Here is a 21,090-nt window from a genome sequence, read left to right on the forward strand (position 1 = left end):
AGCGGGTTGATCTCCAGCATCTCCATGTCTTTCTCGACGAAGGCGTTGTACAGCTGGTTCATCAGTTTGACACATTGCTTGACCTGTGCGCCTTCCAAACCCAGCGAGAAGGCGATGCGACGGCCGTGATACGCCTGATACCCGGTGGCCGGATCGACAGAGAAAGACAGGATTTTCTCGGGCGTCGCGGCAGCCACTTCTTCGATGTCCATGCCGCCTTCGGTCGAGCAGACAAACGAAATGCGGCTGGTCTGGCGGTCCACCAGAAGGGCCAGATACAGTTCGCGTTCGATGCCCGAACCGGCTTCGATGTAGATGCGGTTGACCTGCTTGCCTGCGGGACCCGTCTGATGCGTGACCAGCGTGCGGCCCAGCATCTTCTTGGCTTCTTCGGCCGCTTCTTCGACTGATTTGGTCAGACGGACACCGCCTTTTTCACCGGCGTCTACTTCTTTGAAGGAACCCTTGCCGCGCCCGCCTGCGTGGATTTGCGCTTTGACCACCCAAAGCGGGCCGTCCAGTTCGCCGGCTGCGGTTTTGGCTTCCTCGGCGCGCAGCACGGCGCGACCATCGGAGACCGGAGCGCCATAGCTGCGAAGAAGAGCTTTGGCCTGATATTCGTGAATGTTCATCGAAATTGTCCCGTCTGACTGCGTTTAAACCGTTATAGGGGTGTCTAGCGGTCAAATTTAAAGGGTTTTTTGATGCCCAATGGGTTTTTAGCGAAGATTTTCGTTATTTGTGATCACGGGTTTTTAGGGTGTGATCACAAAAGTAAGGGTTGGATGAATTGATTCGAAAAATCTGAGCAAGGACCGAAAATCACATTCAAAAAAGGGATTTGCGACGTTTGCGCCAACATGAGCGACCCGGGCAAACGCAAGTCAAAAGAAAACCGGCCCGAAAACGGGCCGGTCTTAAATGGTAATCCGAATGCAGATTTACGCCAGAGAGCTGTCGATACCTTTGCAGGCGTCAATCAGGCCCTTCACAGCGTTGACCGAGTTGTCAAAACCGGCCTGCTCGTCTTCGTTCAGTTTGATGTCGACGATACGTTCAACACCACCTGCACCGATGACAGTCGGGACGCCGACATACAGGCCATCTACACCCAGCTCACCACTACAATAGGCAGCACAGGGCAGAACGCGTTTCTGGTCTTTCAGGTAGGCTTCAGCCATCTCGATTGCCGAGGTGGCCGGTGCGTAGTAGGCCGAACCGGTTTTCAGCAGGCCAACGATCTCGGCGCCGCCATCACGGGTGCGTTGAACGATGGCGTCCAGTTTCTCTTGTGTGGTCCAGCCCATTTCGACCAGATCAGGCAGCGGGATGCCTGCAACAGTCGAGTAACGGACTGACGGCACCATGGTGTCGCCGTGGCCACCCAGCACGAATGCGGTGACGTCACGCATCGAGACGTTGAATTCTTCCGACAGGAAGTGCGCAAAGCGTGCCGAGTCCAGAACACCAGCCATGCCGCAAACCTTGTTGTGCGGCAGACCCGAGAATTCGCGCAGAGCCCACACCATCGCGTCCAGCGGGTTGGTGATGCAGATCACGAACGCGTCGGGCGCATGAGCGGCGATGCCTTCACCCACCGACTTCATGACTTTCAGGTTGATGCCCAGCAGGTCATCGCGGCTCATGCCCGGCTTGCGGGCCACGCCTGCGGTCACGATGCATACATCCGCACCGGCGATATCGGCATAATCGCTGGTACCCTTCATCGAGGCGTCAAAGCCTTCGGACGGCCCGGACTCGGCAATGTCGAGCGCCTTGCCCTGCGGCAGCCCGTCAGCGATGTCAAACAGGACTACGTCACCCAGTTCTTTGACAGCTGCAAGATGCGCAAGCGTGCCGCCGATGTTCCCCGCGCCGATCAGCGCAATCTTGGGTCTGGCCATTTGGAATATCTCCGGTCGGTTTTGAAATCGCGGTCGTGCTAGTCGTTAAATCCGCAATAGGCAAGAGTTCTGCGACGTGGCATACAACCGCATACCGTTTGCGAACCCATGTTTGATTGCGCTAAACGGCCTTTGAGACAAGCCAAAACCGGGATCGGCGCATGTTCGAATTGAACCTGATGTTTTTTGCTGTTGCGATCCCTGCGGTGATATTTGCAGGTATCTCAAAGGGCGGTTTCGGCTCGGGCGTGGCCTTTGCGTCTTCATCGATTCTGGCGCTGATACTGGAGCCGGGGCAGGCTTTGGCGCTGATGCTGCCAATCCTAATGGTCATCGATGTGGCTACGCTGGGGCCTTATTGGAAGCGGTGGAGTTGGGCAGATTCTTGGCTGCTGATTTTAGGGGGTGTACCTGGTGTTGCGTTGGGTGCATGGCTCTACCGGGCAACGGACGACGATCTGCTGCGGTTACTGATCGGCGGCATCTCGGTTGGTTTCGTCATTTGGCACGTCGCGCAGACCAAAGGGTGGGTGCGCGGTTTTGCCAACCGTCTACCTCCTTCGGCCGGTTTGTTTGCGGGGCTGGTGGCCGGTTTTACCAGCTTTGTCAGCCACGCCGGGGGTCCGCCGGCTGCTGTATACCTGTTGTCACAAAAACTGTCGAAAACCGAATTTCAGGCCAGCACTGTGCTGGTTTTTTGGGTCATCAACATCACAAAGTTTGTGCCTTACGCGTTTTTGGGTTTGTTCACATGGCATACGGCACTGGCGGATTTGTTGCTGACACCTTTCGCTATTCTTGGGGCATGGCTTGGCGTTCGGGCGCATTTCATGATGTCCGAACGCCTGTTCTTTGGAATTGCCTACGTGTTGCTGACATTGACGGGCAGCAAACTGATCTGGGACGCGCTAACGTAATCAGGCATTCGGCGGCAGGGCGTCCGCGATTTCCTCATAGGCCTGACCGGAGGCCACCAGGCACGTGATCCCGTTTGGCAAAGTCACGGTAATCGTCCAACTGCCGTTTTCGCCCGAAGCAAAAAGCTCCATAACCGCGCCTTGCCGGACCAGCCCAAGGCCCCGACGCGTTTCGCCATAAGTTTCATGCAGCCGTGTCAGCACGTCCTCTCTTGGCGCGCAGTTCTGGCCCGCAGCCTGTACCTGTTGCGCCGCCAGCGTCATGATCCCCAGACCCATCGTCATCTTGAACAGTGTCCTATCCATCCCGTACCCCTTCGATTCCATAGGCTCTTCAGGGTGGGGCCGAGGTGGCGAAATTCGGTTAAGGCAAAGCACGTTGCGTCGCTTTTGCTGCGCTGCGGCAAATTTCTTCTTGAACTTTCCGGTAAAAAATGCCCCATTCCGCGCAACTTTATTTCAATGGGAGTGGTCCATGGATCCTCGTCAGCGCCCCTATCGTTCGGTTCTTTACATCCCTGGTTCCAGAGACCGGGCTCTGGACAAGGCCCGGACACTTACTGTGGATGCGATCATCTTTGATCTGGAGGATGCTGTCGCAGCAGACGAGAAGGACAACGCGCGCGAAACGCTCAAGGCAGCCTTGGCCACTGGTGGTTATGGGGCGCGGGTCAAGATCGTGCGGATCAACGGATTGGACACCAAATGGGGTCGTGCCGACGCTGAGGCGGTGCGCGACATGGATGCGGACGTTGTTCTGCTGCCCAAGGTAAACTCGGCCGCCGACGTGGATGCGCTGGCCGAGATCACCGGAGATATGCCGATCTGGGCCATGATGGAAACGCCGCGTGGGATGTTCAATGCGCCTGAAATCGCAGCCCATCCCCGGATGGCCGGGTTCGTGATGGGCACCAACGATCTGGCAAAGGAACTACAAACCCGTTTCCGCCCTGACCGTCTGCCGCTAATGACCTCGCTGGGTCTGTGCCTGCTGGCTGCCAAGGCCGAAGGGCTGATCATCGTTGATGGCGTATACAACGCGTTCAAGGATGGCGAAGGTCTGGCCGCTGAATGTGCACAAGGTCGCGATATGGGTTTCGACGGCAAGACACTGATTCATCCAGCTCAGATAGAGATCACGAATGCCGCCTACGCACCCTCTGACGACGAAATTGATCTGGCCCGCCGCCAAATCACAGCTTTTGAAGAAATCGAAGCACAGGGCCAGGGTGTTGCTGTTGTGGATGGCAAGATTGTTGAAAACCTTCACGTTGCAACAGCCCGCGAAATTCTGGCAAAAGCAGAGGCGATTTCAGCTTTGCAAGCGGGGTAGGCCAGCATGGGCTTTGTTCTTTTAATTCTTGGTGTGGCGCTGTGGTGGGCGGCACATCTGTTTAAACGCGCGGCTCCAGAACGCCGGGCCGCAATGGGCAACAGCGGCAAGGGTGCAGTTGCCTTGGCGCTGGTTGCGTCGATTCTGCTGATGATCTTCGGCTACCGCATGACCGATTTCATCTATGTCTGGACGCCTCCGACCTTTCTGATCCACGTCAACAACCTGTTGGTTCTCATCGCGATTTACTTGATGAGCCCTGCTGGCACAAAAGGCCGTTTGCTGAACAAGCTACGCCATCCGATGTTGGGCGGTTTCAAGCTGTGGGCCTTTGCGCATTTGCTGGTGAACGGTGATCTGGCTTCGATCATCCTGTTTGGCGGGCTTCTGGCATGGGCCGTGGTCGAGGTGATCGTGATCAACAAGTCCGAACCTGATTGGAGCCCGGCTGAGCCCGGAACTTACGGCAAGGATGCGATGTTCTTTGTGGCGTCGATCGTCCTGCTGGGGATCATCGGCTATATCCACGGGTTGGTTGGCCCGTCTCCGTTCGGCTCATAAGGATCTCAGTCAATGGCAAAACTCTATCGTTTGTTGACCGAAGAAGACACGTCTGCCTTCTGTCACAAAGTGTCTGACGCGCTGGCCAAAGGGTGGGTGCTGTACGGCGATCCATCCTATGCTTTTGACAAAGCAAACAACGTGATGCGCTGTGCGCAGGCTGTGACCAAAGAGGTCGAGGCCGACTATTCCCCCGAAATGAAACTGGGACAGCAGTGATGGCAAAAACAAATCCGGGCCGTTTTTTCGAGGACTATTCCGTCGGGCAGGTGCTGCAGCACGCCGTACCGCGCACGGTGACCGAAGGAGAGCGCGGTTTGTATCACGCGCTCTATCCTGCACGTCATGCGCTGTATTCTTCGGATGAATTTGCTCGGGATTGTGGTTTGCCGGAAAGCCCGATCGATGATCTGGCCGCTTTCCATTTGGTGTTTGGCAAAACGGTGCCCGATGTATCGCTGAACGCGGTTGCCAATCTTGGGTACGCCGAAGGCCGTTGGCTCAAGCCCGTCTATGCAGGTGACACGCTGCGTTCGGTCTCCGAGGTGATCGGGGTCAAGCAGAACTCGAACGGGAAAACCGGTGTCGTGTGGGTGCGCACCCGTGGGCTGAACCAGTTGGACGAGGTGGTCATCGAATACGTTCGTTGGGTTATGGTACGCAAAGCGAATGTCGATTCACCTGCGCCTGAGACGGTGGTTCCCGAGTTGAAGAAGGCTCTTGGTCCTCAAGACCTCATCGTGCCCGAGGGCCTTGATTTCTCGAACTACGATTTTGCATTGGCAGGTGAGCCACATCGCTGGGGCGATTATGACATCGGTGAGACCATCGACCACGTGGACGGTGTCACCGTGGAAGAGGCCGAGCATATGTTGGCCACGCGTTTATGGCAGAATACCGCCAAGGTGCATTTCGACCTGACGTTTCGACCTGAAGGTCGCCTGATCTATGGGGGTCACGTCATTTCGATGGCGCGTACCTTGTCGTTCAATGGCTTGGCAAATGCGCAGATGATCGTTGGCCTGAACGGTGGCGCGCATTCCAACCCCTGCTTTGCAGGCGATACCATCAAAGCGTGGTCCGAGGTTCTAGACAAGGCAGAGACTGGCGTGCCCGGCGTGGGGGCCATCCGGTTGCGTCTGGTCGCCACCAAAGGGGGCGCGCCGTTTGCATTGAAGAACGACGATGGGCGGTATTTGTCGGACGTTCTTCTGGACCTCGATTATTGGGCGCTGATGCCGCAATAGGCGAACTGACAGTTATGTGAATGCAATGCGTGCAAGCCGTGCTAGGTTTGCACCATGGATATCCTGCGCGCGATAGTGGCCAGTCTGTTTCTGGCACCCGCAGCCCAAGCCTGTGATCTGGCTTTGGCCTTAGCCGTAGATGTGTCTGGTTCGGTCGACGGCACCGAGTACCGCATTCAGATGGACGGCCTGGCCGCTGGTCTGCGCGACCCGATCGTCTCCGAGGCATTGGTTCGGGGTCAGGCACAGTTGATGCTGGTGCAATGGACCGGGTCGTCGCGTCAGCGGATCACGATTCCCTGGACCCGTATCGACAGTTTCGCTGCTTTGGATCGGTTTGCGGAACAGGTTTCTGAGGATCCGCGCATCTGGCGGAACTTTTCAACCGCGATTGGGGAAGCGCTTCAGACAACGCTCGACTCCTTCGAGCCTGTGTCCCACTGCACCCGACATCTGATCGATTTGTCGGGTGACGGGGTATCCAATGAGGGCGTCGAGCCGACGCAAGTTCACGCCGCCTTGCGGGACCGAGGGGTTGTGGTCAACGCCCTGGCCATTGAAGAGAGTGAGCCGGATTTGACGGCATATTTCTTTGAGAATGTCATAGTGGGTGAAGGTGCATTTGTGGTTTCAGCAGCCGCGTTTGCCGACTACCCGGAGCGAATTCGCAGAAAACTGTTGCGCGAAGTGACGCAGCAAACCGCAGGGCTTAAGTGACGTGTCAAAAGATTCGTGATCACATCCTTTTGCCTTTGAAATCGCTAACATTGATGAAGGGGAATGTCATATGTGATCACGACATTATTTTGTGTGATCACATATTGGGATTATCCGCCAATTTGAGCCGAATTTGCTGTTTTTTGCAGCCGCAGCACGTGACAGTGTCGCAAAAAACAGTAAAACGTTCGGTAGCCAACCGAAAAGGAGCCGCCATGGCCGATGTAAATCGGGGCAATCGCCCACTTTCGCCGCATCTGTCGATCTATCGTCCACAGCTGACGTCGGTCACATCTATCCTGACCCGTATCACAGGAAACGCCTTGCTCGTGGCGGGCCTGCTGATCGTTTGGTGGTTCCTGGCCGCTGCCACGTCGCCCGAAGCGTTTGCCAGAGCGAACGGGGTGATCACCTCGATGCTGGGGGATTTGGTGATGGCACTATCCGTATGGGGCCTTTGGTATCACACTCTGGCCGGTGTGAGGCACCTGATCTGGGACAACGCGGTTGGCTTGGACCTTCCAACAGCGACCAAACTGGGTTGGGCCGTTGTCATCGGATCGGTTGTGTTGACCCTTCTGACCCTTGTCATCGTCGCGTGATTGGAGGACTGAGATGCGTTATCTGACCGACCGCAAACGCGCCGCTGGCCTTGGCTCGGCGAAATCCGGCACTGCCCATTTCTGGGCCATGAAAGTCAGCTCGGTAGCGCTGCTGATCCTCGTGCCTTTGTTTGTCTTCACGTTTGGACCCGTTCTGGGTCAGCCGTTTGATGTGGTTCTGGATTACTACTCACGCCCCTTCCCTGCGATAGTTGCAGCACTGACGCTGGCGGTTGGTTTCAAGCATTTCGCGGATGGCGCACAAGTGATGTTGGAAGACTATGTTCACGGCACGCTTGAAAAGGTCCTGATCATTCTGGTGACCTGCCTGTCCTACGGCGCAGCAGCGGCTGGCATTTTCGCCATCGCGCGCATTGCCCTTTAATTCCCGGAGCTGAAAGAAATGGCTGCATACGAATACGAAACGCATGATTATGACGTGGTCGTTGTCGGCGCCGGTGGGGCCGGTCTGCGGGCGACTTTGGGCATGGCGGAACAGGGACTGCGCACCGCGTGCGTAACCAAGGTTTTCCCAACCCGTTCGCACACAGTGGCCGCCCAGGGTGGTATCGCGGCGTCCTTGTCGAACATGGGTCCTGACCACTGGCAGTGGCACATGTATGACACTGTCAAAGGGTCTGACTGGCTGGGTGACACCGACGCGATGGAATACCTCGCGCGAGAAGCACCCAAGGCCGTGTACGAGTTGGAGCATTACGGCGTTCCATTCAGCCGCACTGAAGAAGGCAAGATCTATCAGCGCCCGTTCGGCGGTCACACAACCGAGTTCGGTGAAGGCCCCGCCGTGCAGCGGACCTGTGCCGCCGCCGACCGGACCGGCCACGCGATCCTGCACACGCTGTATGGTCAGTCGCTGAAAAACAACGCCGAGTTCTACATCGAATACTTCGCGATCGACCTGATCATGTCCGAGGATGGGCAGTGTCAGGGCGTTGTCTGCTGGAAGCTGGACGACGGCACGATGCATGTCTTCAACGCCAAGATGGTTGTTCTTGCGACTGGCGGTTATGGCCGTGCATATTTCAGCGCGACATCGGCCCATACCTGCACCGGCGACGGCGGCGGCATGGTGGCCCGCGCGGGTCTGGCATTGCAGGACATGGAGTTTGTGCAGTTCCACCCAACTGGCATCTACGGTTCGGGCTGTCTGATCACCGAAGGCGCGCGCGGCGAAGGCGGTTATCTGACCAACTCGGAAGGCGAGCGGTTCATGGAACGCTATGCGCCCCAGTACAAAGACCTTGCGCCGCGTGACTATGTCTCGCGCTCGATGACGATGGAGATCCGTGAAGGCCGGGGTGTTGGCGCGGAAGGGGATCACATCCACCTGAACCTGTCGCACCTGCCCGCCGAAGCTTTGGCAGAGCGTTTGCCGGGTATCTCGGAAAGCGCAAAGATCTTTGCGGGGGTCGACGTGACCAAAGAACCAATCCCGGTTCTGCCGACCGTGCATTACAACATGGGCGGTATTCCGACCAACTATTGGGGTGAGGTTCTCAACCCCACTGTCGATGACCCAACGGCCGTTGTCCCCGGCTTGATGGCCGTGGGTGAGGCGGGTTGTGCATCGGTCCATGGTGCGAACCGATTGGGATCTAACTCGTTGATCGACCTCGTGGTGTTTGGCCGCGCAGCCGCGATCCGCGCTGGTAAAGTTGTGGATGCCGAAGCGCCGAACCCTGTTCTGAACCAGGCATCGGTCGACAAGGCTTTCGACCGGTTCGATGAGGTCCGCAACGCGAGCGGCTCGGTCCCGACGGCAGAACTGCGCCTTGAAATGCAGAAAACCATGCAGGCGGACGCAGCTGTGTTCCGTACGGCCAAAACAATGGCTGAAGGCGTCGAAAAGATGACCGCGATTGCTGCCAAGATGGACGATCTGAAAGTCACAGACCGCTCGTTGGTCTGGAACAGCGACCTGATGGAAACGCTGGAGCTGACCAACCTTATGCCCAATGCGCTGGCGACCATCGTTGGTGCTGAGGCTCGTAAAGAATCCCGTGGCGCCCACGCGCACGAGGACTTCAGCGAACGTGACGATGAAAACTGGCGCGTGCATACGGTCAGCCGGGTTGAGGGCAATGCAGTTGAGCTGAGCTATCGCCCGGTCATCGTTGATCCGCTGACGACCGAGGACCAAGGCGGTATCAGCCTGCAGAAAATCGCGCCCAAAGCGCGGACGTTCTAAAGGCAGGGAAAGCAGGCAATGCTGCACAAGCGCCAAATATCCGCGATCCTGATGCAGGCAATCAGCCTGCGGATGGCGCGTGCTTGGTGCTTGTCATGACGGTCGAAGTTTTGATGTCCTGGTCAAGCGACCCCAAAATCATCCTGATCGGGTTGAATCGCTGTGCGACGACCTCGTTTCACAAGCTGTTTCAAAACAGCGGAATAACGTCCGTTCATTGGGAAGATGAACAGGGTCAAAATCTGGCGCATCGTATGATGACCAACATTGCCATGGGACGTAGACCCTTGGACGGGTTCGGTGCGGTTCGGGCTTTCACTGACATTGCCTTTGTCAATTCGCGCTTCATGCTGGACGGTGCTCGGCTCTTTCGGGAACTGCACGCGGCTTACCCGGATGCTTACTTCCTGCTGAACACGCGCAACTGCGCGGACTGGATCAACTCACGAGCCAGCCATGCCAGTGGTGGCTATCTGGAGCGGTGCTGCAAGGCAAATGGCCAGACGGCGGATGAGGTGAAACAGGGCTGGGCGCATTTGTACGATGTGCACCACGCCGAGGTCGAAGCCTATTTCGACGGAAATCCTCGCTTCCTGCGCTATGATATCGACAAAGATGACCCACAAAGCGTTGCGGACTGGCTCTCGCCGGATTTTGACGTGAACATTGCCCATTGGGGCCATTATAACCGAGGGGCGTCTGATCGCGCCCGGACAGGCTGAAAGGCGGCCTTGTGCTGAATGGAGAATTGACATGGTTCAACTGACCCTGCCCAAGAATTCCCGGATTACCACCGGCAAGACCTGGCCCAAGCCGGATGGCTCGAAGAATGTGCGCAAGTTCCAAATCTACCGCTGGAACCCCGATGACGGTCAGAACCCGCGTGTTGACACATATTTCGTCGATATGGATACATGCGGCCCGATGGTTCTGGACGCGCTGATCAAGATCAAGAACGAGATCGACCCGACATTGACCTTCCGCCGGTCTTGCCGCGAAGGCATCTGCGGCTCTTGTGCGATGAACATCGACGGGATCAACACGCTGGCTTGTATTTACGGCATGGATGAGATCAAGGGCGACGTGAAGATTTACCCGTTGCCGCATATGCCGATTGTCAAGGACCTGATCCCTGATCTGACCCATTTCTATGCGCAACACGCGTCGATCATGCCGTGGCTGGAAACCAAGACAAACCGTCCTGCGAAAGAATGGAAACAGTCGATCGAGGACCGCAAGAAGCTGGATGGCCTCTATGAATGCGTGATGTGCGCCAGCTGCTCGACCTCGTGCCCCAGCTACTGGTGGAACGGTGACCGGTATCTTGGCCCCGCAGCGCTTCTACACGCCTATCGCTGGATTATTGACAGCCGCGATGAGGCCACGGGCGAACGTCTGGATGAGCTGGAAGATCCGTTCAAGCTCTACCGTTGTCACACCATCATGAACTGCGCCAAGACCTGCCCCAAAGGTCTGAACCCGGCCAAGGCGATTGCCGAAATCAAAAAGATGATGGTGGAACGCGCTGTATAGGCGACGTTGCGTTTTGCGGTAAGCGCATGTCCAACTTGCAAAATTAGGCGATGCAGCCTCGGCTGCGTTGCCTTATTTTTTGGGCAGGGAGGAGTGATGAGATTAAGTCAGGATCACTCCAATGAGCAAAGACACTTCCAAACAAAAAAAAGACGCGCAAGAAGCGTTGGAACTGCTTGAGCAGGCATGGGCGTATTACACACCAGAGCCGGTTCAAGCTGATAAGGAACCCGAGTTGTTCGAATACGCAAACGCAGCCTGATACAGGCCGTAAGACTTGAATTACGACGGCTAATCGGCAAAGCAAGGGAATGCCTGTTCTTCTGCTTCTGTTGGCGGCCGGTGTATTCGGCTATTTTGTCTGGCGCGCCCGTCATTCTTCGCTGACGCGTGATTGTCGGTGGCGCCAGGACAAAAGCCATGGTGTCTGGCGGTGCAGCTTCTGCGGCGCCGAGATCGCGGCCCAAGAACAACCCCTTCAGTGCTTGAAGGGAAGTGATTTCTGAAAGTTCCGGCTTTCCGCGGCCAGAGCAATGCGCCACTGTGTTGGCCATGAACGGTTCCGAAAACACAATCCGCCCACCTGAGGACGCCGACGCCCGTCGCGCGGTGGCCCCTGTCATCTGCTACCCGAACGACGCGTTGCCAAGACCTGATGTGTCGTGGATGCGATCCCTGCGCCAAGGCGCAGTCAAAACGGATGAGGTTCTGGTTCCCCCGCGCGATGCGCGATGTTTTGAGGTGCCGGCAGGGCACTTTTTTCGAATTACGTCCGTCGAAGGCCCACAGGTCGGTGATTTGAACATGTGGAACCGCAATGACCTGTCCGAGCGGTTCTATTCAGGTAAAACCCGCGCCTTGCATGGAACGCATCTGACCACCGGAGAACAGATGTGGTCCAGTTTTCCCCATCTGCGCCCTATGGCCACGATCGTTGAAGACACGCTGGAGTGGTACGGGATCGACGCCTTCGGCGGGTCGGTCCATGACGTTATCGGTACGCGGTGCGATCCGTATACGGGCAACCTGTTGTCGGGTACGCAATACCACCACTGCTGTCATTCAAACCTGACCCGCGCGCTTGCGGACCATCTGGATCTGTCGTTGGCCGAGGCTGAACTTGCAGTACATGACGTGCTGAATGTCTTTATGTGCACCGGGTTTACCCGCGATACGGGTCAGTACTTTATGAAAGCCTCACCCGTGCGTCCCGGCGACTATCTTGAGTTCTTTGCCGAGATTGATCTGCTTGGAAATCTGAGTGCTTGTCCGGGCGGGGATTGTTCGTCCGAGCATTCCTCGGACACGGCTGCCTGTTTCCCTTTGCTGGTCGAAACATTCGCCCCCGCTGAAAGTGATTTGAAAGGTTGGAAAAGCCCGGCGCGCAATGGGTATGATCGCACGCACGGGCGATAAGTCCGACAGGCACCTGGTGGTGCTTGCCTTCACTCAGTTGTTCGGGAAAGCCGCTTGAAGGGCGATTTCCACCATGTCACCAAAGCTGCGCTCGCGTTCAGACGACGGCAGAGCTTCTCCGGTCAAAAGGTGATCGGAAACAGTGAGTACGGCCAACGCCCGGCACTTGTGGCGTGCCGCCAGAATGTACAGCTCCGCAGCCTCCATTTCGACGCCCAGAATGCCGTGACGCACCATCTGCTCGTTCAGATCCGGGCGTTCGTCGTAGAAGACATCGGAGGAGTAAATTCCGCCAACATGCGTCGGCGTTCCCTTGGCCGCAGCCGCCGCTGCCGCAGCTTGCAACAAGTCCCAGTCAGCGCAGGGGGCAAAGTTCAGCTCTTTCATGATGCCCCGCGAAGGGGTACTGAGCGTGGTTGATGTCATTGCAAGAATGACATCACGCACTTTAACGCTGTCCTGCATGCCGCCACATGAGCCGATACGGATCAGAGTTTTTGCATCGTAATCGCGGATCAGTTCATTCACGTAAATGGAAAGAGAGGGCATCCCCATACCACTGCCCTGAATTGTAACAGAGTTTCCTTTCCATTTTCCGGTAAAGCCAAGCATTCCCCGAACGTTATTGACTTGCTTTACATCGGTCAAAAACGTTTCGGCGGCCCATTTTGCCCGATAGGGATCTCCGGGCAATAAAACGGTTTCCGCGATTTCGCCCTTTTCGGCGCCAATGTGAATGGTCATTTGTTCAATTTACCTTGATCAAATTTCCAGTTCGGAAATATCCGTACCCGCCTTTAGGGCATCATGGACCCATTGAGGTTTACGGCCGCGGCCTGACCAGGTCTGGTCCGGGTTCGACGGGTTGCGGTATTTTGCTTTGAATTTAGGCGCTTTTCCGCCACGCGGCGCGTCGCTGGATAACTCGGACAACGAAAAGCCGAATTCCGCTGCGGCTTTTTCTGCCGCCTTCAATGCCTCTTGCCGTTCGCGTTTTTCAGCGCTGACAAGCGCCTTTTCGATTTCTTCGCGTAAAGCCAACAACTCTTTTCGCGACATTTGTTCGAGATTGATCCCCATCAGTCCTCTCCGGTTGAATTAAATAACGGTGCGCATTGGCGCGCACCGTATTTCCAAAAACTGGATTATTCCATCCCAAAGATATAAAGGACAGAAACGGGGAAAAAAGAAGTAAACGCCTCAGTTATTCAGCGGCAAGAGTTTTAGGGTCTGCCAAAACAACGATATCGCCCATGATTGCGTTCAATTCAAAGTTCTTAGGGGTGTAAACCTTGGCCACACCCATCGCTTTCAATTTTTCGGCATCTTCATCGGGAATAATTCCTCCGACCACAACCGGGATATGAGACAACCCTGCTTTGTGCAAACGTGTCAGGACATCTTCGACCAGAGGCAGGTGGCTTCCGGACAGGATGGACAGGCCAATCACATGCGCATCGTCTTCGCGCGCGGCGTCCACGATCTCCTCTGGGGTCAGGCGGATGCCCTCATAGCTGATGTCCATACCGCAATCGCGGGCGCGGAAGGCGATCTGTTCGGCCCCGTTTGAATGGCCATCCAATCCCGGCTTGCCGACAAGGAATTTGAGACGGCGGCCCAGCTTGTCACTGACCGCGTCGACAGCAGCACGCAGATCGTCCAACCCTTCGGTTTTGTTCGAAACAGATCCAGAGACACCGGTTGGGCCGCGATAGGTGCCGTAGACCTTGCGCATCTCTTCCGCCCATTCACCTGTGGTGACACCCGCCTTGGCCGCGGCGATTGAAGGCTGCATCACGTTCGCTCCGGTCTGCGCCGCGTCGCGCAAGGCGGCCAAAGCTGCTTTGACCGCAGCATCGTCGCGTTCTTCGCGCCATTGGTTCAGGCGGTCGATCTGTTCCTGCTCGACCGCCGGATCGACAACCATGATACCGCCATCTTCGGTCTGCAAAGGGGAAGCCTCACCTTCGATCCATTTGTTTACACCAACAACGACGGTTTCGTTCCGTTCGATACGGTTCAGCCTGTCTGCGTTTGAATCCACAAGACGGGATTTCATGTACTCGATGGAAGCTACTGCGCCCCCCATCGAGTCCAGGTTTGCCAACTCGGCCCGTGCGCCTGTTTTCAGGTCTTCAACTTTGGCGTCAACGGCAGGGTTGCCGTCGAACAGATCGTCGAATTCCAGCAAGTCGGTCTCATATGCCAGAATCTGCTGCATCCGCATCGACCATTGCTGATCCCAGGGGCGCGGCAGTCCAAGAGCCTCGTTCCACGCGGGCAACTGCACCGCACGCGCGCGCGCGTTTTTCGACAGCGTCACGGCCAGCATCTCGATCAGGATACGATAGACGTTGTTTTCGGGCTGCTGTTCGGTCAGGCCCAACGAGTTCACCTGCACGCCATAGCGGAATCGGCGGAATTTCGGGTTCTCGACACCATAGCGTTGTTGCAGGATCTCGTCCCAAAGATCGACAAAGGCGCGCATTTTGCACATTTCGGTAACAAAACGGATACCAGCATTTACGAAAAACGAAATCCGGCCGCACAGGGCTGGGAAATCCTCAGCCGGAACGCGGGGGCGCAATTCGTCCAGCACAGCGATGGCAGTGGCCAACGCATAGGCCAGTTCCTGTTCCGGTGTCGCGCCCGCTTCCTGCAGGTGGTACGAACACACATTCATCGGGTTCCACTTGGGAACGTTGGTATAGCAATACTCGGCCACGTCCGCGATCATCTTGAGCGATGGTTTGGGCGGGCAAACATAGGTGCCGCGGCTCAGATATTCCTTGATCAGGTCATTCTGCACCGTGCCCTGCAGTTTCGACACATCTGCGCCTTGCTCTTCCGCGACGGCGATATAAAGCGCCAAAAGCCATGGGGCAGTGGCGTTGATCGTCATCGAGGTGTTCATCTGCTCCAGCGGAATCTGGTCGAACAAAACCCGCATGTCGCCCAGATGACAAACGGGAACACCTACTTTACCGACTTCACCGCGCGCCAAGGTGTGGTCGCTGTCATAGCCCGTTTGGGTGGGCAGATCGAAGGCCACGGACAAGCCGGTTTGCCCTTTCGCCAGGTTCCCCCGATAGAGCGCGTTCGAGGCTTTGGCCGTGGAATGACCGGCATAGGTTCGGATGAGCCAGGGGCGATCTTTCTGCGTCTGCGTCATAGAGGAGCCTCGTGTTTCGATGGGCAATAAAATTACGTCTTGAGGTTCTAAAGCGCAATTTTCGGGATATGTCAATTCGCTGCGTTGCGGCATCCTTCAATTGTTCAGATTGTGAGCGGTTGCGATTGGTGGCAATGTGCCGCCATGACGCAAACCGTGGAACTTCCGCTTTGGCTTTTCCTGCTGATCGTGGTTTTTGCCATGGTCACTTTCGCATCTCATTTTCTGTTCCCGTCGGTGCGCTGGTTCTTCCGCCGCAGGCTGGAACGGGCCGTGTCGCGCCTGAATCAAAGGCTTCAACGTCCCATTCAACCATTTAAGCTGGCGCGGCGACACGACATGATCCAGCAGTTGATTTACGACCCTCAGGTTGGACGTGCGGTTCAACAACATGCGCAGGAAGAAGGCGTTCCCGAAGCGGTCGCCTTTGAAAAAGCCCGTCGCTATGCGCGCGAGATTGTCCCGTCGTTTTCCGCATTTGCCTATTTCAGCTTTGCCATCCGTCTCGCCCGTCTGTTGAGCAATACGTTTTACGAAGTTCGACTCAGTTATGAAGACGAGGCTGCGGTAAAGAACATCGACCCGGACGCAACCGTGGTTTTTGTGATGAACCATCGCAGCAACATGGATTATGTGCTTGTCACCTATCTGGCAGCGCAGCAATCTGCCTTGTCTTACGCGGTTGGGGAATGGGCGCGTGTTTGGCCGCTGAGCCGTTTGATCCGTGCGATGGGGGCTTATTTTATTCGGCGTAAATCCGGCAGCGAACTCTATCGTCAGGTTCTGTCCTGCTATGTGCGCCATGCGACCGAAGCTGGCGTGACGCAAGCCATGTTCCCGGAAGGCGGGCTAAGCCTGACCGGCGCGCTGGGCCGCCCAAAGCTGGGTTTATTGAAGTACATTATGGATGGAACCTCGCCTGACGGGCGTGATGTGGTTTTTGTTCCTGTGGCACTGAACTATGACCGGGTGCTTGAAGATACGATCCTGACCCGCGCTGCCTTGGGGTCCGAGCGTCGATTCCGTGCCCGGATCGGGGTGATCTCGCGCTGGATTCTCAAACAGATCTGGCGGCGCCTGATTGGGCGGTACAAGCGATTTGGGGTCGCCTCGGTGCGATATGGGGTCCCAATTTCGCTAAAGGATTTTCGTGCTGTCAGCGATGACGATGTCATGACGGATCTGGCCCGAGAACTGATGCAACGTATTGGTCAAGCCATTCCGTTGGTTCCAGCACCTGCGGCGTGCCGTTTGTTGCAGGAAAACGGGTCTCTGCTGGAAGAAGACGTGCGAGCCCAAATACTGTCCATGTTGGCCGAGGACGGTCATCAGTCAGACATGGATCAAGCAGCGGTTGAAAACGCTCTGAATCAGTTGGTCGAACGCAGGATCTTAAGCCGTCAGGAGGACACTCTTAAACTTTCAGGTCAGCGAGTGGATTTGCTGGACTACTACGCAGCCTCGGTGCCTGTTCGTAAAAAAACTTCAAATACTGCGCCTGCGAAATAACTTTCTGCATCTGCTGGGTCATAAAATTACAAATCAGCACCAAAAACGGTTGCATTATTACTCAGCGGCAAATATCTCATCTTGTGAAGCGCGCGATTCTGCGTTGCGGCAACGATGTTAGAAAAAGGAGGCCAGCATGGCTTTGGACACCGAAAGCGGTATCGCGTCGTACGAGGCACCTGAAAAGGACCTCTATGAAATGGGTGAGATCCCTCCGATGGGATTTGTCCCCAAGCAGATGTACGCCTGGGCCATCCGTAAGGAACGCCATGGCGAACCGAACACTGCGATGCAGCAAGAAGTGGTCGACGTGCCCGAACTGGACAGCAACGAGGTGCTGGTTCTGGTGATGGCGGCTGGCGTCAACTACAACGGCGTCTGGGCCGCCTTGGGGCAGCCGATCAGCCCGTTTGATGGCCACAAAGCCCCATATCACATCGCCGGTTCGGATGCGTCAGGCATTGTCTGGGCCGTTGGCGACAAGGTGAAGCGCTGGAAAGTGGGCGACGAAGTTGTCATCCATTGCAACCAGGACGACGGCGATGATGAGGAATGCAACGGCGGCGATCCGATGTATTCGCCCAGCCAGCGGATCTGGGGTTACGAGACACCAGACGGCTCTTTCAGCCAGTTCACGCGTGTTCAGGCACAACAGTTGATGCCGCGCCCCAAGCATCTGACCTGGGAAGAGGCCGCGTGTTACACCCTGACTCTGGCAACCGCTTACCGGATGCTTTTTGGTCACGAGCCGCATGATCTGAAGCCGGGCCAGAACGTTCTGGTTTGGGGTGCGTCCGGCGGTCTGGGGTCTTACGCGATCCAGTTGATCAATACAGCCGGTGCAAATGCGATCGGTGTGATCTCGGACGAAAGCAAACGCGACTTTGTCATGGGGTTGGGTGCCAAGGGCGTTCTGAACCGGAAAGACTTCAACTGCTGGGGCCAGCTGCCCACGGTGAACACGCCGGAATATGCCGAATGGTTCAAAGAGGCCCGCAAGTTCGGCAAGGCGATCTGGGACATCACCGGAAAAGGCAACAATGTGGATATGGTGTTTGAACACCCCGGCGAAAGCACGTTCCCGGTCTCGACCTTTGTTGTCAAAAAGGGCGGTATGGTCGTGATCTGCGCCGGTACCACCGGCTTCAACTGTACCTTCGACGTGCGCTACATGTGGATGCATCAAAAGCGCTTGCAAGGCTCACACTTTGCGCATCTGAAACAGGCGGCTGCCGCGAATAAGCTGATGGTCGAACGCCGCCTGGATCCCTGCATGTCAGAGGTGTTCACCTGGAACGATCTGCCCGAGGCGCACATGAAGATGCTGCGGAACGAGCATAAGCCGGGCAACATGTCTGTTCTTGTTCAAGCCCCCCGCACTGGCCTGCGTACTCTGGAAGAGGTTCTCGACGCAGGCTGATCATCAGTCAGGTTGCAGATATGAAACACCCGCGAATCGCCAGACCGGCGCGCGGGTGTTTCGTTTTCAGTCGAAGGTTTCGAAATTTCAAAGACTTACAATTCTTGGACCCGCTATTTTTGGGGAGTAGAAACCGGTGAATAGGTCGAAAAAGATTATACATGTTATGGTTGTGTTAACGCTTCGTTAACTGTTTCAGAGAGACCCTAATGGCGCAGAATGAGTGGATATTGGACGTATTGTCGGACCTCAATGCTTTCGCCGTTGCGAACGGGTTGAGCGCGCTTGCCGAGCAGCTGGATGACACAAGGCTGATCGCTGCGGCTGAGATTGCGTCCCTGAAGAACGAGGCACGAGCGCCCGCGGATGGGAACAGAAGTCGAATTGGGTCAAATCCTGCAGGATTTGGAAAACACCAACACGCTTGAAGAGCTTAGCAACGTTGCTGAGCGATTGCGGGATGTTCTGCAGGTCGAACATCTGACCTATCACTGGGTTGACGGTGCCGGCGATCAATACGGTTACACCACCTACTCAGATGCGTGGGATGAACGTTACCGAGACAAAAATTATCACCGGATTGACCCTGTTATTCTCGGATGTTTCCAAAGGTTTCATCCTGTCGACTGGAAATCACTGGATTGGTCGAGCAGGGTCGCAAAATCCTTTCTTGAAGATGCCAGAAACCACGGAGTCGGCAATCAGGGATATTCCATTCCGATCCGGGGACCGAACGGACAGTTTGCCCTATTCACCGTAAATCACAGTTGTGATGATCAGGTCTGGCAACGCTTTATTTCGACTTACGGGCGGGATCTGATCCTGGTCGCGCATTACATCAATCGCAAGGCTCTGGAGTTCGAAAAAGACAGGCAACCGGATTCCGCACGCAACCTGTCGCCACGGGAAATAGACGCGATCACCCTTTTGGCCTTGGGATACAGCCGTGCGCAAGTTGCGCATTCCCTGTCAATTTCAGAGCATACGCTGAGGGTCTACATCGAAAGCGCCCGGTCCAAACTGGGTGCCCAAAACACCACCCACGCAATCGCAACCGCGCTCAGCCGAGGATTAATAGTGGTTTAAGGGCCGAGCGGTCTCCAAACCCTAAATTAACCATGACTCTGTACCCCCTTCGTTCCTGCACAGGACGACAAGGGGAACAAGTCATGTTGCGTTATTTATATGCCGATGAGTTGCACAGATTTCCGACTCTGGCAGAGGGGATGTTCAAGGATCGAGCGGATCAGTTCAAAACCCGGTTGGGGTGGGATGTCCATGTCAACGAACGAGGGGAGGAACGGGACGAGTACGATACGCTCAACCCGCTCTACGTCATCTGGGAAGAGCCGGACGGCAGTCATGGCGGGTCGATGCGGGTGCTGCCCACTACGGGTCGGGTGATGATCAACGAGGTGTTTGGGCACCTCAACGGGGGCAAACCCATTTGCAGCCCGCTGATCTGGGAAGTGACACGGTTTTGCCTGTCACGCAACGCAGGCCCTCATACGGCCGGGGCCATTATGCTGAGCGGTGGTGAAATGATGGAGGGTTTTGGCCTGACCCATATCGCCGGTGTTTTTGACGCACGCATGATCCGTATCTATCGCCTGATCGGCTCATCGCCCGAGGTTCTGAGCACCCAGGGCAGTGGACGGGATCAAATCTCGGTCGGGTTGTGGCCTTATTCGGCGGATGACTGCAACCGCGTCGCGGAACGGGCAGGCATCCCGCGCGAGCTGTCACGCTTGTGGTTTAACACGGCGTTTGGGCCCAAAAAACGGCACCGGTTTGCCTTGTCCGCATAAGCGGTTGAAAACGCCATTCCGCATCTGGTGATGGTCGGCGTGGCCCTGTAGGGTCGCGCCATGTCTTTGCAAAATGTAACCTTCTCGGATGACCAGGCCGCCGCATTTGACAGCATCGCCGAGATGCTGCGATCAGCGGGTGTCGATCTGGAAGATGACGCCCTTCTCAAGCTGCCGGGGGCGGGGAAATCGGGCGTAATGGCCGTGATCGGCAAGGCTGGGTCTGGTAAAACTCTGTTGTTGGCTGAACTTTACAAAGCGTTGGCAGAGACCGGGGTGCAGATTGTGTCCGGCGACTATGAAAGTCGCAAATCGAAGGATAAGCGCAGCTTGGCCATCCTGGCCCCGACCAACAAGGCGGCAAGTGTTCTGCGTCTGCGTGGTGTGCCCGCCACCACAATTCACCGCATTCTCTACACGCCGGTGTATGACCCGGAATATGAACGCATTGCCGAATGGCTGGCGGGCAATGACGAACGCCCTGAGATTGAAGGACTGACAGATGAAGCCCTGGATCGGGCTGTGGCGTTTTATGAAAACAACAAGTCCATGCCCGGGGCACTGGCCGCAGCCGGTTTGCGGGGATCGGACTTCATCACTGGCTGGAAACGGCGTGACGAACCTCTGGACATCGGGTTTGTCGATGAAGCGTCGATGCTGGACGACCGTCAATTTGAAGATCTGAAAGAGATTTTCCCAACCCTTCTGTTATTCGGCGATCCGGCGCAGCTGGCACCGGTGA

General features: G+C 56.2%; 24 protein-coding genes. 18 read left to right on the forward strand and 6 right to left on the reverse strand.

Annotation, left to right across the window (positions count from 1 at the left end; translation table 11 throughout):
• The coding region (locus AC2FNU_RS17260) for an ATP-grasp domain-containing protein (RefSeq protein ID WP_496790746.1) at positions 1 to 632 on the reverse strand (632 nt) is incomplete at its 3' end.
• Between the two features lie 309 nt (positions 633 to 941).
• Positions 942 to 1,904, reverse strand: coding sequence for a malate dehydrogenase (gene mdh / locus AC2FNU_RS17265; RefSeq protein ID WP_171093679.1), 963 nt, complete (start codon positions 1,902 to 1,904; stop codon positions 942 to 944).
• Positions 1,905 to 2,065: 161 nt separating this feature from the next.
• Here mdh and AC2FNU_RS17270 point away from each other — a divergent pair, with 161 nt between their 5' ends.
• The gene (locus AC2FNU_RS17270; protein WP_496790750.1) at positions 2,066 to 2,821 is read left to right on the forward strand and encodes a sulfite exporter TauE/SafE family protein; all 756 of its coding nucleotides are present in this window, start codon (positions 2,066 to 2,068) and stop codon (positions 2,819 to 2,821) included.
• Here the strand turns inward: AC2FNU_RS17270 and AC2FNU_RS17275 are convergent, their stop codons facing one another.
• Entirely contained in the window at positions 2,822 to 3,127 is a 306-nt protein-coding gene (locus AC2FNU_RS17275) for a hypothetical protein (RefSeq protein ID WP_496790754.1), read from the reverse strand. It lies immediately after the preceding gene.
• 169 nt (positions 3,128 to 3,296) lie between these two features.
• On the opposite strand from AC2FNU_RS17275, the gene AC2FNU_RS17280 reads away from it, so the two are divergent.
• The 12 genes from AC2FNU_RS17280 to AC2FNU_RS17335 all read left to right on the forward strand — a co-directional run bounded on the left by AC2FNU_RS17280 (position 3,297) and on the right by AC2FNU_RS17335 (position 12,439).
• Complete coding sequence (locus AC2FNU_RS17280; protein WP_496790756.1) at positions 3,297 to 4,154, forward strand: HpcH/HpaI aldolase/citrate lyase family protein; 858 nt, start codon at positions 3,297 to 3,299, stop codon at positions 4,152 to 4,154.
• 6 nt (positions 4,155 to 4,160) lie between these two features.
• On the forward strand, positions 4,161 to 4,715 hold the full coding sequence (locus tag AC2FNU_RS17285) for an NnrU family protein (RefSeq protein WP_496790759.1): 555 nt from the start codon (positions 4,161 to 4,163) through the stop codon (positions 4,713 to 4,715).
• 12 nt (positions 4,716 to 4,727) lie between these two features.
• Complete coding sequence (locus AC2FNU_RS17290) at positions 4,728 to 4,934, forward strand: DUF1737 domain-containing protein (RefSeq protein WP_496790761.1); 207 nt, start codon at positions 4,728 to 4,730, stop codon at positions 4,932 to 4,934.
• Positions 4,934 to 5,962 carry a MaoC family dehydratase gene (locus AC2FNU_RS17295; RefSeq protein ID WP_496790765.1) on the forward strand — a complete coding sequence of 343 codons (1,029 nt, stop codon included), beginning with the start codon at positions 4,934 to 4,936 and terminating at the stop codon, positions 5,960 to 5,962. The genes AC2FNU_RS17290 and AC2FNU_RS17295 overlap by 1 nt, the downstream gene beginning before the upstream one ends.
• 54 nt (positions 5,963 to 6,016) lie before the next feature.
• Positions 6,017 to 6,679 (forward strand): DUF1194 domain-containing protein, encoded by a 663-nt coding sequence (locus tag AC2FNU_RS17300; RefSeq protein WP_496790769.1) that lies wholly within the window; start codon positions 6,017 to 6,019, stop codon positions 6,677 to 6,679.
• 215 nt (positions 6,680 to 6,894) lie between these two features.
• Complete coding sequence (gene sdhC, locus AC2FNU_RS17305; protein ID WP_496790774.1) at positions 6,895 to 7,281, forward strand: succinate dehydrogenase, cytochrome b556 subunit; 387 nt, start codon at positions 6,895 to 6,897, stop codon at positions 7,279 to 7,281.
• Between the two features lie 13 nt (positions 7,282 to 7,294).
• Positions 7,295 to 7,666, forward strand: coding sequence for a succinate dehydrogenase, hydrophobic membrane anchor protein (gene sdhD, locus AC2FNU_RS17310; protein WP_050604070.1), 372 nt, complete (start codon positions 7,295 to 7,297; stop codon positions 7,664 to 7,666).
• A gap of 18 nt (positions 7,667 to 7,684) precedes the next feature.
• Positions 7,685 to 9,490, forward strand: a complete 1,806-nt coding sequence (gene sdhA / locus AC2FNU_RS17315; protein WP_496790777.1) for a succinate dehydrogenase flavoprotein subunit — start codon at positions 7,685 to 7,687, stop codon at positions 9,488 to 9,490.
• Positions 9,491 to 9,585: 95 nt separating this feature from the next.
• On the forward strand, positions 9,586 to 10,212 hold the full coding sequence (locus tag AC2FNU_RS17320) for a sulfotransferase (protein WP_496790782.1): 627 nt from the start codon (positions 9,586 to 9,588) through the stop codon (positions 10,210 to 10,212).
• Positions 10,213 to 10,243: 31 nt separating this feature from the next.
• Positions 10,244 to 11,023, forward strand: a complete 780-nt coding sequence (locus AC2FNU_RS17325; protein ID WP_496790785.1) for a succinate dehydrogenase iron-sulfur subunit — start codon at positions 10,244 to 10,246, stop codon at positions 11,021 to 11,023.
• A gap of 121 nt (positions 11,024 to 11,144) precedes the next feature.
• A complete protein-coding gene (locus AC2FNU_RS17330) occupies positions 11,145 to 11,285 on the forward strand; it encodes a hypothetical protein (protein ID WP_496790787.1) in 141 nt (46 codons plus the stop codon).
• A gap of 290 nt (positions 11,286 to 11,575) precedes the next feature.
• Positions 11,576 to 12,439, forward strand: coding sequence for an urea carboxylase-associated family protein (locus tag AC2FNU_RS17335; protein ID WP_496790789.1), 864 nt, complete (start codon positions 11,576 to 11,578; stop codon positions 12,437 to 12,439).
• A gap of 33 nt (positions 12,440 to 12,472) precedes the next feature.
• Here AC2FNU_RS17335 and deoD read toward each other — a convergent pair whose 3' ends face one another.
• The 3 genes from deoD to AC2FNU_RS17350 all read right to left on the reverse strand — a co-directional run bounded on the left by deoD (position 12,473) and on the right by AC2FNU_RS17350 (position 15,632).
• Positions 12,473 to 13,183, reverse strand: coding sequence for a purine-nucleoside phosphorylase (gene deoD, locus AC2FNU_RS17340; RefSeq protein ID WP_496790794.1), 711 nt, complete (start codon positions 13,181 to 13,183; stop codon positions 12,473 to 12,475).
• A gap of 18 nt (positions 13,184 to 13,201) precedes the next feature.
• Positions 13,202 to 13,519 carry an H-NS histone family protein gene (locus tag AC2FNU_RS17345; protein ID WP_496790799.1) on the reverse strand — a complete coding sequence of 106 codons (318 nt, stop codon included), beginning with the start codon at positions 13,517 to 13,519 and terminating at the stop codon, positions 13,202 to 13,204.
• Between the two features lie 124 nt (positions 13,520 to 13,643).
• Entirely contained in the window at positions 13,644 to 15,632 is a 1,989-nt protein-coding gene (locus AC2FNU_RS17350; protein WP_496790815.1) for a methylmalonyl-CoA mutase family protein, read from the reverse strand.
• Positions 15,633 to 15,755: 123 nt separating this feature from the next.
• Here AC2FNU_RS17350 and AC2FNU_RS17355 point away from each other — a divergent pair, with 123 nt between their 5' ends.
• The 5 genes from AC2FNU_RS17355 to AC2FNU_RS17375 all read left to right on the forward strand — a co-directional run.
• Complete coding sequence (locus AC2FNU_RS17355; RefSeq protein WP_496790801.1) at positions 15,756 to 17,120, forward strand: 1-acyl-sn-glycerol-3-phosphate acyltransferase; 1,365 nt, start codon at positions 15,756 to 15,758, stop codon at positions 17,118 to 17,120.
• Between the two features lie 136 nt (positions 17,121 to 17,256).
• Entirely contained in the window at positions 17,257 to 18,540 is a 1,284-nt protein-coding gene (gene ccrA, locus AC2FNU_RS17360; RefSeq protein WP_480800829.1) for a crotonyl-CoA carboxylase/reductase, read from the forward strand.
• Positions 18,541 to 18,906: 366 nt separating this feature from the next.
• Positions 18,907 to 19,626 (forward strand): helix-turn-helix transcriptional regulator, encoded by a 720-nt coding sequence (locus AC2FNU_RS17365; RefSeq protein WP_496790804.1) that lies wholly within the window; start codon positions 18,907 to 18,909, stop codon positions 19,624 to 19,626.
• 83 nt (positions 19,627 to 19,709) lie between these two features.
• Positions 19,710 to 20,348 (forward strand): acyl-homoserine-lactone synthase, encoded by a 639-nt coding sequence (locus AC2FNU_RS17370; protein WP_496790808.1) that lies wholly within the window; start codon positions 19,710 to 19,712, stop codon positions 20,346 to 20,348.
• Between the two features lie 60 nt (positions 20,349 to 20,408).
• Positions 20,409 to 21,090: AAA family ATPase (locus tag AC2FNU_RS17375; RefSeq protein ID WP_496790812.1), on the forward strand; the 682-nt coding region annotated here is incomplete at its 3' end.

Source organism: Ruegeria sp. BHSB064, assembly GCF_059613205.1.